Raw genomic sequence first — 12,024 nt, 5'->3', positions numbered from 1 at the left:
GAACAAGACGCTAACTTCACCTACCGACAAACTCCGTGACGTGGCGCGGCCTGTCGGCAGGCAGGAGTGGAGCCTGCGGAACGACCCGGACTGGCAGGAGTGGAGCCTGCGGAACGACCCGGGTGGGCAGGAGTGGAGCCGGCGGAGCGGCTGGTGTGTCGGTGCTCTCGTGCATCATCTGCGACATGAATGCTCTGACTGCCCTCGGGATGATGCTGGCGCTGCTCGTCGGGGCCGCCATCGGGTGGCTGCTGCATGCGTCCCGCACCGGGGATCGCGCGGTTCGAGCCGAAGCGCAGTTGGCCGCGTTGCGGGACAACGAGGCGCTTCTCCGTCGGTCCCTCGCTGCGGTCAACGAGGATTCGGCACGCAGACACTCGGGAGCTATCGGCCAGCAGGTCTCGCACCTTGTCGAGCCGCTGCACGACGCTGTCGACGCGCTCACCGAGCACGTGCGCCAGGTCGAACACAATCGGATCCGCGCGTACGCGGGGCTCAGCGAGCAGGTGACGGGCATGCACCGTGCGTCGGTGCAGCTGTCGACCCAGACTTCGCAGTTGGTCACTGCGCTGCGGGCTCCGCAGATCCGCGGTCGGTGGGGTGAGATGCAACTGGAGCGTGTGGTCGAGCTGGCGGGCATGGTCAAACACTGCGACTTCGACACCCAGGTCTCCAAGGACGGGATTCGTCCGGACATGATCGTGAGGCTCGCCGGTGGTCGGCAGATCGTCGTGGACGCCAAGGTTCCGTTCGCCGCCTACCTCGACGCAGCGCAGGAGGAGGACCCGGAGCGGCGTGGCAAAGCGATGACGCGTCATGCACGTCACCTCAGGACCCACGTCGATCAATTGGCGGCCAAGGAATATTGGCGTTCGTTCGAGCCGACGCCGGAGTTCGTCGTTCTGTTCGTCCCCGGAGACCCGTTCCTCGACGCAGCGTTGACATCCGACTCGTCGCTTCTCGAGTACGCCTTCACTCGGAACGTGATACTTGCCACCCCGACCACTTTGGTCGCGCTGCTGCGGACGGTGGCGTACACGTGGAAGCAGGAATCACTCGCCGAGGACGCTGCTCGCATCCAGCAGCTCGGACGCGAGCTGTACACCCGGCTCGGCGTCGTGTCCTCGCACCTCGACAAGCTCGGATCGCATCTCGGGAAGGCCGTCGACTCGTTCAATTCGACGGTCTCCTCGGTGGACGCGCGTGTCGGCGTCACAGCCCGCAAGCTTCACGAACTGGAACTGTTCGACGCGGACGTCGTGGACGTGAAGCGGATCGATCAACACCCGAGAACGTCCGATTCGTCGCACTCTCGGGGGCAGTTCGGTCATGTCAACGACGCGGTGGGGTGAACAGCCGCTAACCTCGAGGGGTGTCTACCTCCCAACGTGCCCGTTCCGGGGTACCGCTGGATCAACGTTCAGCTCTCGCTTCCGTGCCCGGCGTCCCTGCTTGGGGGGCAGTGGCCATCGCCGTCGGCGCGACGTTTCTCGGCGTTGCCATCGATGCTGCACGCGGATCCGAACTGACGTCGGCTTTCGCGTCGTTCTACATCATCGGCGCCGTCGCTGCCGTCGTGCTGGTGCGCTACCGCGGGTTGTTCACCGCGATGGTGCAGGCACCGTTGATCCTGTTCGTCGCTGTACCGCTCTCGTATCAGTTCATGATCGAGAACGCTGGGACGAGCCTGCGCGACATTTTGTTGAACGTCGCGATTCCGCTGGTCAACCGGTTTCCGCTGATGCTGCTCGGCACAGTGCTTGCCCTTGCCGTCGGAGGGGCACGCATCTTCCTGAAGAAGCAGGCGAGCCACGCACCGGCAGGCGCTGCCAAGCGAACCATCCGTGACCGTGCACAGGAAACCCGCCAGCGCGCCCGTGACAACCGCCAGACAGCACAGGACAACCGTCGGGCGGCACAGGACAACCGTCGGACGTCCCGAGACGGCGGCCAGAGGACGCAGGCCAGAGCTGCCGAGCGCCGGGGCGCCGATACTCGCGCTGCCCACGGCCGTGGCGAAGCCGTGTCCGCGGCACGTGCCGATGCAGGCGAGGGTCGAAGGAGCCGTCGCGACCGCGTCGACCCTCTCCTCGATCGGCCGGCCGCCGATCCTTACCGGCCTGCGCGGACCGAACAGCCCGCTGCAGATCCCGCGCGCCGACCTGTCCCCAGGTCACAGCCCCCGCGGGTTCCTCGGCCACCCGAGGTGGACCCGTACTCGGCCCCTCGCGCAGCCACACCCCGACCGGCAGCCACACCCCGACCGGCAGCGACACCCCGATCGACTACGCAAGGCGGCGCGCACATCCCGCCGCATCCCGTACCGCAGGTGCGCTACCGCGATCGCGGAGACGCCTGAGGCGTAGCGATCGGGTTGGCCGGAACCGGCCTCAGGCCTTCGCTGGGCGCAGCTCGCGGGGCAAGGAGAACACCAGGGTTTCGTTGGCCGTGGTGACCGGTTGAACATCCCCGAAGCCGTGCTCGGCGAGCAATTCGATGACGCCCTGCACCAGGATCTCCGGCACCGACGCGCCTGAGGTGATGCCCACTGTGGTGATGCCGTCCAACCAGGCGGTGTCCACCTCTTTGGCGTAGTCGACGAGGTAGCTGGCACGCGCGCCCGCAGTCAGTGCGACCTCGACGAGGCGCACCGAGTTGGACGAATTCTTCGATCCCACCACGATGACGAGGTCGCACTCGGGTGCCATCGCCTTGACGGCGACCTGACGGTTCTGAGTCGCGTAACAGATGTCATCGCTCGGTGGATCCTGCAGCGTCGGGAACTTCTCGCGCAGACGAGCAACCGTCAACATCGTTTCGTCGACGCTGAGCGTCGTCTGAGACAGCCAGATCACCTTGTTCTCGTCGCGCACGGTGACGTTGTCGACCGAGTCGGGGCCGTCGACGAGCTGAACGTGGTCCGGAGCCTCGCCTGCGGTTCCCTCTACCTCTTCGTGGCCTTCGTGACCGATCAGCAGGATGTCGTAGTCGTCCCGAGCGAAACGCTTGGCTTCCTGATGCACCTTGGTCACCAGCGGGCACGTGGCATCGATGGTGCGGAGCTGGCGCTCGGCTGCCGATGCATGCACAGCCGGGGACACCCCGTGCGCGGAGAAGACGAGGAGCGAGCCCTCGGGAACTTCGTCGGTCTCCTCGACGAAGACGGCACCGCGGTCCGCCAACGTCTCCACGACGTGCCTGTTGTGCACGATCTCCTTGCGAACGTAGACGGGCGCACCGTGCTTCTCCAGCGCTTTCTCCACCGTCTCGACGGCGCGATCCACCCCGGCGCAGTAGCCGCGTGGCTCTGCGAGGAGGACTCGTTTGGCACCGGAGTACGCAGGTGCGCCGTCGCCGGACGGACGTGCGATACCGAGATTCAAGGGAACAGCCGAAGACATGTCCTCAAGGATACGTGCCCGGCTCGGCTTCACCGGCCGAGCACAGCATGTCGGCTACCCAAACACTCGGAATTCAGGCACTCTGGTGCGCATGACTCGTGTTCCGTTCGCCGCACGCGTAGCTGCCGGTGTGGCCGTGACGGTCGTCGAAGAAGCTCGCAAACTCCCCAGTACTGCGATCACGCTTCCGATGACCGTCGTCAGCGAAGTTCTGGCGAGCACGATGCGCTTTCAGCAGCAAGTGACGGCGCTGGCCATCAAGGGCGATCAGGTGATCTCGTCGCTTCCGCTCATCGGGACACCGGATCAGGAGCAGCCGTCCTGGGCGGTGTTCGAGGACGACGTTCCCGGCGCCACCGACGGTGACGTCGACATCCCCGATCACGACGATGTCGCCGGCGAGCCGGTCGCTGCGTCGGGGCGCTTCGCCCTGTACTCGACGCCTCCGGAGGAGATCCAGACCGACGAAGAGCCGACGGTCGCAGCCGACCGTCCGGAGATCGTCGAGATGGTGGATTACGACACCCTCGCGCTCGCTCAGCTGCGCGCCCGGCTGCGGTCGCTGTCTCTCGCGGACCTCGAGACCCTGCGTGAATACGAGGATGCGTCGCTGCGCCGCGCTCCGTTTCTGACCATGCTCGACAATCGAATCACCACCGCGAAGGCCAAGTGACCGCAAGTACTGCAGAGGAGCCGTGGCCTGTCCGAACCGTCGCCATGAAAGTGGCGGGATGGATCGACAAGCTCGGCAGCGTATGGGTCGAAGGCCAGCTGACGCAGATCAACGCTCGGCCGGGTACACGCACTGCATTTCTCGTTCTCCGTGATCCGTCCGCGGACATGTCTCTGTCGGTGACGTGCTCGCCCCAGTTGCTCGACCGCTCCCCCGTCCCGCTCACCGAGGGCGCGCGGGTGATCCTGTACGGCAAGTTGTCGTTCTACACGGGCCGCGGAACCATCTCGTTGCGCGCCACCGACATTCGCGCCGTCGGCGTCGGCGAACTGCTGGCACGCATCGAACGCCTGCGTGCCCTTCTCGCCGCCGAAGGACTGTTCGATCCTCGCCTCAAGCGCCCGTTGCCGTTCCTCCCCCGCACCATCGGACTGATCACGGCCCGCGCGTCGGCAGCCGAGAAGGACGTTCTCACTGTCGCCCGGCGGCGTTGGCCCGCAGTGCACTTCGAGGTTCGCCACACCCCGGTCCAGGGACCGACCGCAGTACCGGCGATCCTCGACGCGCTCTCCGACCTCGACGGCAATGTCGACGTCATCATCCTCGCTCGCGGCGGCGGCAGCGTCGAAGACCTCCTGCCGTTCTCGGACGAGGCCCTGTGCCGTGCCATCTCGAAGGCCACGACCCCGATCGTCAGCGCCATCGGACACGAACCCGACAGCCCGCTCAGCGACCACGTCGCCGATCTCCGCGCCGCCACACCGACCGACGCGGCCAAACTGGTGGTTCCCGACGCCGTCGCCGAGCAGAACCTGATCGCCGAGCTCCGCTCCAGAACAGCGGCCGCCCTACGTAATTGGGTCGAACGCGAGGCGCGCGCGCTCGAGATGATCCGCCATCGACCGGTCCTCGCCGACCCCGTCGCCGGGATCACCCACCGCGCCGACGAAATCGAACGTCTCCGCGACACCGCCCGCCGGGATGTCCTCCGCGAACTCGCGAAACAGGACACCCTCGTCGAACATCTGAAAGCCCGATTGACGACGCTGGGGCCCGCCGCGACACTGGCGCGGGGATACGCCGTCGTGCAGCGGGTTGTCGCCGGGGACGATCCCGAGGTGTTGCGCTCGGTCGACGACGCACCCCCTGGAACCCAGATTCGTGTACGTGTAGCCGACGGCGCCGTGACCGCTGCGGTCATGGGCAAAGTGCGATAGGAGAATCGATGAGTGACACACCGGTGACCGAACTCGGTTACGAGGCCGCCCGCGACGAACTGGTCGACGTGGTGAAGGTCCTGGAGCAGGGCGGGCTGGATCTCGACGCCTCACTTGCGCTGTGGGAGCGCGGCGAACAGTTGGCCACCCGTTGCGAGGAACACCTCGCGGGTGCACGCAAGCGCGTAGAGAACGCGCTCGCGCACATCGAGGAAGAAGAGAACTAGGGAGTGAGCGGCTCGGCGCTCGTCGTTGCGGCGGCCAGCGTCGTGAATTCCTCGGTGCTGCCGCTACCGGTCACGAGCAGTCGAACGTCACCCAGATCGGTGACCCACACCGCCTCGCTTCCCTCCTGGTCGTAGACGATCCACTCCGCACCGTCGATCGATTCGGTGCCCGACGCGTACCGCGCCTCGCCGACGGCGAACGGAACGAGGACTTCCTCGCTCGCGCTGGACTGCGTCAACTTGATGTAGCGACCGGCGTCGGAGATGAAACCGACGTTGCTGACGTCACCGCCCTGTTCCCCCGCGATGGACTGGCGGCTGCCGGAGTTCGGAGTCCACCCTTCGGGGACCCGAGGATTGCGGATCGGGAAGTTCAGCTCGGAAGCGTCGTACTGCAGGGCAGCGTCGACGTCGAAGTTCGGGATGGGGCCCTGCGACGGTCCGCCGGGGCTGAGAGAGCACTGGGAGGCGATACCGGCGATCAGCAGACAGGCGATGACAAGCGGAATGAGGGACCACACCATGTCGCGGTTGTTGTTGAGGATCCGGGGTTTGCTGTTCGCCACACCTCCAGTATCCGGGAGAGCAGCCTGCGGGACGACCCAGGGTGTCCGCTGCATGCCAGCGCTCGGTCGGCGCATGCCCTACCTCGCATGACGCGGCTCACGAATGAGATAATCGCGCCTGGGTAAGACCCCCATCTACCAGGAGGCTACAAACCGATGACGGCCAGCACCGAGTCCACTCGCGCCATGGCGCCAGATCGCAACCTCGCCCTCGAGCTCGTACGTGTCACCGAGGCCGGTGCCCTCGCGTCGGGTCGCTGGGTCGGACGTGGCGACAAGGAAGGTGGCGACGGTGCCGCCGTCGACGCCATGCGTCAGCTGGTCAGCTCTGTTTCCATGCGCGGCGTCGTCGTCATCGGTGAAGGCGAGAAGGACGAAGCGCCGATGCTCTACAACGGTGAGCAGGTCGGCAACGGCAATGGTCCCGAGGTCGACTTCGCCGTCGATCCCGTCGACGGAACCACGTTGATGGCCAAGGGCATGCCCAACGCGATCTCGGTGCTGGCCGTTGCCGAGCGCGGCGCGATGTTCGATCCGTCGGCCGTGTTCTACATGGAGAAGATCGCCGTCGGACCCGAGTACGCCGATGTCATCGACATCACTGCACCGGTCAAGGAGAACATCGCTCGGATTGCGAAGGTCAAGAAAGGCTCCGCATCCGACGTCACGGTGTGCATCCTGGACCGTCCGCGCCACGCCGAACTGATCCAGCAAGTTCGCGACGCCGGATCCCGCATCCGCCTCATCTCCGACGGTGACGTCGCGGGTGCCATCGCCGCAGCACGTCCCGATTCCGGCACCGATCTGCTCATCGGTATCGGCGGAACACCCGAGGGCATCATCGCCGCCGCCGCGATGCGGTGTATGGACGGCGCCCTGCAGGGACGCCTCGCCCCGACCGACGACACCGAGCGCCAGAAGGCCATCGATGCAGGTCACGACCTCGATCGCGTCCTGAACACCCGCGACCTGGTCTCCGGAGAGAACGTCTTCTTCACTGCCACCGGCGTCACCGACGGCGACCTTCTGCGCGGCGTTCGCTACGCAGGCGGGGGCGCACACACCCAGTCCATCGTGATGCGCTCCAAGTCGGGCACCGTGCGCATGATCGACGCCTACCACCGCCTCGAGAAGCTCCGCGAATACAGTTCCGTCGACTTCGACGGCGACGAATCAGGGCAAGCTCCGTCGTTCTGATCCGGGTCATTCCTGCAGGCTCCACTCCCGGCCCAGGGCGCGCTCACCCCTCCGCAACTTCAACTGGCAAAGTAAGGCTCATGACGCAGACAGACGAACAGCAGTACCGGATCGAGCACGACACCATGGGAGAGGTTCGCGTCCCCGTCGACGCGTTGTGGCGTGCACAGACGCAGCGCGCGGTGGAGAACTTCCCCATTTCCTTCCGCCCCCTCGAGCGCACCCAGATCCGCGCAATGGGCTTGCTGAAGGCTGCATGCGCACAGGTCAACAAGGACCTCGGGCTGCTCGACGGCGCCCTCGCCGACGCCATCATCTCCGCGGCAACCGAGATCGCCGACGGCAAGCACGACGATCAGTTCCCCATCGACGTCTTCCAGACCGGTTCCGGCACCAGCTCCAACATGAACGCCAACGAGGTCATCGCGTCGATCGCCAAGGCGAACGGTGTCGAGGTTCACCCCAACGACCACGTCAACATGTCGCAGAGCTCCAACGACACGTTCCCGACGGCCACGCACGTCGCCGCCACCGAGGCAGCCGTCACCTCGCTGGTGCCTGCGCTGAAGCACCTGCACGAGGCACTGGCCGCGAAGGCGACCGAGTGGAAGACCGTCGTGAAGTCCGGCCGCACGCACCTGATGGACGCCGTGCCGGTCACGCTCGGCCAGGAATTCGGCGGCTACGCCCGTCAGATCGAAGCGGGCATCGAGCGCGTCGAGGCCACCCTCCCTCGCCTGGGCGAGCTGCCCATCGGCGGCACTGCCGTCGGTACCGGCCTCAACGCACCCGACGGCTTCGGCCCGAAAGTTGTTGCCGAACTGGTGAAGTCGACTGGAATCGACGCCCTGACCGCAGCGAAGGATTCCTTCGAGGCACAGGCAGCACGCGACGGCCTCGTCGAGGCATCGGGCGCACTGCGCACCATCGCCGTGTCGCTGACCAAGATCGCCAACGACGTCCGTTGGATGGGCTCGGGACCGCTCACCGGCCTCGGTGAAATCGCCCTCCCCGACCTGCAGCCCGGTAGCTCCATCATGCCCGGCAAGGTCAATCCCGTTCTGCCCGAGGCAGTCACGCAGGTCGCCGCACAGGTCATCGGCAACGACGCCGCCGTCGCATTCGGCGGTGCATCGGGAGCATTCGAACTCAACGTCTACATCCCGATGATGGCTCGCAACGTGCTCGAGTCGTTCAAGCTCCTCGCCAACGTCTCGGTCCTCTTCGCGGACAAGTGCATCGTCGGCCTCGAAGCCAACGTCGACCACCTCAAGACCCTCGCCGAGTCCTCGCCGTCCATCGTGACGCCGCTGAACTCGGCAATCGGCTACGAGGAAGCAGCAGCCGTCGCCAAGCAGGCTCTGAAGGAGAAGAAGACCATCCGTCAGACCGTCATCGACCGCGGACTCATCGGCGACAAGCTCAGCGAGGAAGAACTCGACAAGCGTCTCGACGTCCTCGCCATGGCGAAGGTCAAGGACTAGTCGGTCTCTGCTCCCCTTCCGGCATGAATGTGCCACCGCAACGGTCGTACAGTTGCGGTGGCACAGTCATGTTCGGGGGGGTCGAGCTCAGGCGAGGTGAGCTAGCTCCTCACGAGCTTTCTTGCCGTCGTCGCCGAGGTCGTCGCGGCCGAAGAAGTTCCAGCGCTCCAGCAGCGGCTTGAACACCTTGTCTCGCTGCTGGTCCTCGTCGTAGATGCCGGCTTCTGCGAGTGCCTCGGTGCTGTTCTTCTTGCTCGGCAGGTCGACGACGGGGATCGCGAAGCCGCTCACCCGATCCGCGACAGCACGAGCCATCTGGTCCGGTGCGACGCCGAACGCCTCGTTGACGACGTTGACGTAGAACGTTGCCTGACGGGTGTCGTCGGCCGCGATCTTGGTCAGGATCTTGCCGAGCACCTCGTCGCCGCCGAGAGCAACGGTGTTGGTGTTGCGCAGCGCGGCCGCGGTCTCGTCGATGGCGAAGTGGGAGATGATGTCCAGCACGTGCAGGCTCGGAGCGCTGTACCCCCTCGTCATTTCCTCCATGCGCACCCGTTCGAGCGCGACGGGGTCCACCGCGCGCGTCAGAACCAGGAAGTCACGCAGCACGATGGCTTGACGGTTTTCTTCCGACGTCCATCGACCCGTCCACTTCCACCACGCGCCGAGGCCGGTGAGCGCGCGAGCGAGTTCGCGGTGGTACGCAGGCAGATTGTCTGCGACCAGTACGCCGACCGTCGCGGACAGAATCTCCACGTCGGAGAGGTGCGACTGCTCGGGAGCCCAGTCCTCGCCCCCGAGGAACGCGAAGTTGCGGCCGTCGTCCCACGGTGCGAAGTCGTGCGGATGCCAGTCCTCCGCCTCCTCGATGTGGCGGCTGAGGTTCTCTTCGACGGCTGGCTCGAGTCGAAGCAGCAGGTCACCGTCCGTCAGATTCGTAGACATACCAGCAACCGTAGCGTCTGGCCCGGTGAACGCGGAGTAGCGCCCCGGACGTCTGTGAACTTTCATAGACTGCGGGCTCACGTCCTAGGTGAAGGAGCGGACCGAGTGATCGAAACGACGAAGGCGAACGAGGTAGTGGAGGGCATGTTCGACGCCCTGAGGAACCGCGACGTCGAGAAGGTCGTCGACCGCCTCGACGACGCGGTGGTGTGGCACAACGTGGGGTTGCCTCGAGTTCGTGGCGTGAGACGAGTCGGCAAGTTCATGCGTCTTCTCGCGAAACCCCAGTACGGCTTCGACGTCACCATCCACAACATCGCGTCCGACGGCGACACCGTGCTCACCGAACGAACCGACGTGCTGATCTGGCGGCGGCTGCGCATCGAGTTCTGGGTGTGCGGCACCTTCGAACTACGCGACGGCAAAATCCTCGTCTGGCGTGATTACTTCGACAACCTCGACTTCCTCGAGGGCCTGATCAAAGGCGCGCTCCGCGCGCTGTGAATGGAAATGTAGGCCAGGCCTACATTTCCATTCACGTCAGGCGCCGGCGGGGCCGAACTCTTCGAGCATTTCGGTCACCAGTGCAGCGATCGGGGACCGCTCGCTTCGGGTGAGTGTGATGTGCGCGAAAAGCGGATGACCCTTGAGCTTTTCGATGACGGCAGCGACGCCGTCGTGCCGCCCGACGCGCAGGTTGTCGCGCTGCGCGACGTCGTGGGTCAGCACGACGCGTGAGCCGCTCCCGAGCCTGGAGAGCACGGTCAGCAGCACATTGCGTTCGAGTGACTGTGCCTCGTCGACGATCACGAAGGAGTCGTGCAGCGATCGACCGCGAATGTGGGTCAACGGCAGCACTTCCAGCATTCCGCGGGCGATGACCTCTTCCATCACCTCGGGGCTGGCGAGGCCGTCGAGGGTGTCGAAGACGGCCTGAGCCCACGGACCCATCTTCTCGCTTTCGCTGCCCGGCAGGTAACCCAGTTCCTGACCACCGACGGCATAGAGCGGCCGGAACACGACGACTTTCCGGTGCGTGCGCCGTTCGAGGACCGCTTCGAGACCTGCAGTCAACGCCAGTGCGGACTTGCCGGTTCCGGCCTTGCCGCCGAGAGAGACGATGCCGATGCTCTCGTCGAGCAGAAGGTCGAGTGCGACTCGCTGTTCCGCTGAACGCCCGTGCAGCCCGAATGCTTCACGCTCGCCGCGGACGAGCTGGATCTGTTTGTCGGCCGTGACGCGTCCGAGTGCGCTGGAGCGTCCACCGAGCAGTCGAACACCGGTGTGGCACGGCATGTCCCGTGCGCCGTCGAGATCGATGACGCCTTCGGCGAACAGTCGGTCGATGTCGGCTGCCTGCACGTCGAGTTCGGCCATTCCGGTCCAGCCCGACGGGACGACGTCGTGTGCGTGGTACTCGTCGGCGGGAAGGCCCACGGCGCCTGCTTTGACGCGAAGCGGGATGTCCTTGCTGACCAGGACGACGTCCTTGCCTTCGGCGGCGAGGTTGAGGGCGCAGGCGAGGATGCGAGAGTCGTTGGAGTCGGTGCGGAACCCGACGGGAAGCACGGACGGATCGGTGTGGTTGAGCTCGACTTGCAGTGTGCCCCCGTCGGTTCCGATGGGAACCGGCTGGTCGAGGCGGCCGTGCTCGACGCGGAGATCGTCGAGCATACGCAAGGATTCCCGCGCGAACCATCCCAATTCGTGGTGGTGGCGTTTACCCTCCAGTTCGCTGATCACGATCAGCGGAAGAACCACATTGTGCTCGGCGAACCGGATGACAGCCCAGGGATCCGACAGCAGAACCGAGGTGTCCAGCACGAATGTCCGAAGGGGGGCGGAAACGGAGCGTGAAGTGGTCACGTGGGGCTCCTACGTCCGGCGCGGCACCGCGCGGACATTTGTCGCTCGGCCGGTCGGTCCTGGCGTGTCAGATGACACGAGGGCCGGGTGCCGGCCCTCTCGCGCTCACTAGCTCAGTCACGTATCAGAACCTCCCGCACAGGTAGCTTCCCCGCTGCCTGTTACTGCCGACGGTACAGCCGAAACCGGCAATTGGCTCGGCGAGTTCGGGGCGTGTCGGTGAACAACACGTTAACCGGATCAGGCGTTCGAGAATGGCTGATGCGCAAGAGAACCAGGCGTGTCCGCGTACGTTCTGCGGCGCCTGGGCGATGAACAATCGACGTTCGACTGCTCCTTCTTCTACATGTACCACCTCAGTACTGTCCGGGTGGGACCGAACGGAGAAAAACGGACCAGAACGCACGAAAGGCCCACTCGAACGAGTGGGCCTTTCGTGCGACGACGG

Annotated in this window: 12 protein-coding genes; 8 read left to right on the top strand and 4 right to left on the bottom strand. The window is 65.5% G+C overall.

Annotation, left to right across the window (positions count from 1 at the left end):
- Window positions 1-185: 185 nt before the first annotated feature.
- Window positions 186-1,352: a DNA recombination protein RmuC gene (locus ACFULT_RS18420; protein ID WP_037106330.1), complete on the top strand. Its 1,167-nt coding sequence runs from the start codon at window positions 186-188 to the stop codon at window positions 1,350-1,352.
- A 20-nt stretch (window positions 1,353-1,372) separates the two neighbouring features.
- A complete protein-coding gene (locus ACFULT_RS18415) occupies window positions 1,373-2,359 on the top strand; it encodes a DUF6542 domain-containing protein (RefSeq protein WP_378482095.1) in 987 nt (328 codons plus the stop codon).
- Between the two features lie 31 nt (window positions 2,360-2,390).
- Here the strand turns inward: ACFULT_RS18415 and ACFULT_RS18410 are convergent, their stop codons facing one another.
- On the bottom strand, window positions 2,391-3,401 hold the full coding sequence (locus ACFULT_RS18410) for a 4-hydroxy-3-methylbut-2-enyl diphosphate reductase (RefSeq protein ID WP_378482094.1): 1,011 nt from the start codon (window positions 3,399-3,401) through the stop codon (window positions 2,391-2,393).
- A gap of 91 nt (window positions 3,402-3,492) precedes the next feature.
- Here ACFULT_RS18410 and ACFULT_RS18405 point away from each other — a divergent pair, with 91 nt between their 5' ends.
- The 3 genes from ACFULT_RS18405 to ACFULT_RS18395 are packed head-to-tail and all read left to right on the top strand — an operon-like array spanning window position 3,493 to window position 5,518.
- A complete protein-coding gene (locus ACFULT_RS18405; RefSeq protein ID WP_378482093.1) occupies window positions 3,493-4,074 on the top strand; it encodes a lipid droplet-associated protein in 582 nt (193 codons plus the stop codon).
- The gene (gene xseA / locus ACFULT_RS18400; protein WP_037105806.1) at window positions 4,071-5,291 is read left to right on the top strand and encodes an exodeoxyribonuclease VII large subunit; all 1,221 of its coding nucleotides are present in this window, start codon (window positions 4,071-4,073) and stop codon (window positions 5,289-5,291) included. The genes ACFULT_RS18405 and xseA overlap by 4 nt, the downstream gene beginning before the upstream one ends.
- 8 nt (window positions 5,292-5,299) lie before the next feature.
- On the top strand, window positions 5,300-5,518 hold the full coding sequence (locus tag ACFULT_RS18395; protein ID WP_037105804.1) for an exodeoxyribonuclease VII small subunit: 219 nt from the start codon (window positions 5,300-5,302) through the stop codon (window positions 5,516-5,518).
- Here the strand turns inward: ACFULT_RS18395 and ACFULT_RS18390 are convergent.
- On the bottom strand, window positions 5,515-6,084 hold the full coding sequence (locus ACFULT_RS18390) for a DUF4245 domain-containing protein (protein WP_378482092.1): 570 nt from the start codon (window positions 6,082-6,084) through the stop codon (window positions 5,515-5,517). The genes ACFULT_RS18395 and ACFULT_RS18390 overlap by 4 nt on opposite strands.
- 156 nt (window positions 6,085-6,240) lie before the next feature.
- Here ACFULT_RS18390 and glpX point away from each other — a divergent pair, with 156 nt between their 5' ends.
- The gene (glpX, locus tag ACFULT_RS18385; protein WP_037105800.1) at window positions 6,241-7,281 is read left to right on the top strand and encodes a class II fructose-bisphosphatase; all 1,041 of its coding nucleotides are present in this window, start codon (window positions 6,241-6,243) and stop codon (window positions 7,279-7,281) included.
- An 80-nt stretch (window positions 7,282-7,361) separates the two neighbouring features.
- Window positions 7,362-8,765, top strand: coding sequence for a class II fumarate hydratase (locus ACFULT_RS18380; RefSeq protein WP_037105798.1), 1,404 nt, complete (start codon window positions 7,362-7,364; stop codon window positions 8,763-8,765).
- A gap of 87 nt (window positions 8,766-8,852) precedes the next feature.
- Here the strand turns inward: ACFULT_RS18380 and ACFULT_RS18375 are convergent, their stop codons facing one another.
- Complete coding sequence (locus ACFULT_RS18375) at window positions 8,853-9,710, bottom strand: acyl-ACP desaturase (RefSeq protein WP_037105795.1); 858 nt, start codon at window positions 9,708-9,710, stop codon at window positions 8,853-8,855.
- A gap of 135 nt (window positions 9,711-9,845) precedes the next feature.
- Here ACFULT_RS18375 and ACFULT_RS18370 point away from each other — a divergent pair, with 135 nt between their 5' ends.
- Complete coding sequence (locus tag ACFULT_RS18370; protein WP_037105791.1) at window positions 9,846-10,214, top strand: limonene-1,2-epoxide hydrolase family protein; 369 nt, start codon at window positions 9,846-9,848, stop codon at window positions 10,212-10,214.
- Window positions 10,215-10,250: 36 nt separating this feature from the next.
- On the opposite strand, the gene ACFULT_RS18365 is transcribed toward ACFULT_RS18370, so the two are convergent.
- Window positions 10,251-11,576: a PhoH family protein gene (locus ACFULT_RS18365; protein ID WP_176458398.1), complete on the bottom strand. Its 1,326-nt coding sequence runs from the start codon at window positions 11,574-11,576 to the stop codon at window positions 10,251-10,253.
- Between the last annotated feature and the right edge of the window lie 448 nt (window positions 11,577-12,024).

This window comes from Rhodococcus sp. NPDC057297 (assembly GCF_042667435.1).
Classification (GTDB): domain Bacteria; phylum Actinomycetota; class Actinomycetes; order Mycobacteriales; family Mycobacteriaceae; genus Rhodococcoides.
The sequence above is the reverse complement of the archived record's forward strand: the minus strand, read 5'-3'. Positions and strand labels throughout refer to the sequence as shown.

Coding starts and splice junctions, on each gene's coding strand:
- ACFULT_RS18420 (WP_037106330.1), top strand. CDS start 186: ATGAATGCTCTGACTGCCCTCGGGATGATGCTGGCGCTGCTCGTCGGG.
- ACFULT_RS18410 (WP_378482094.1), bottom strand. CDS start 3,401: ATGTCTTCGGCTGTTCCCTTGAATCTCGGTATCGCACGTCCGTCCGGC.
- ACFULT_RS18380 (WP_037105798.1), top strand. CDS start 7,362: ATGACGCAGACAGACGAACAGCAGTACCGGATCGAGCACGACACCATG.
- ACFULT_RS18395 (WP_037105804.1), top strand. CDS start 5,300: ATGAGTGACACACCGGTGACCGAACTCGGTTACGAGGCCGCCCGCGAC.
- glpX (WP_037105800.1), top strand. CDS start 6,241: ATGACGGCCAGCACCGAGTCCACTCGCGCCATGGCGCCAGATCGCAAC.
- ACFULT_RS18375 (WP_037105795.1), bottom strand. CDS start 9,710: ATGTCTACGAATCTGACGGACGGTGACCTGCTGCTTCGACTCGAGCCA.
- ACFULT_RS18405 (WP_378482093.1), top strand. CDS start 3,493: ATGACTCGTGTTCCGTTCGCCGCACGCGTAGCTGCCGGTGTGGCCGTG.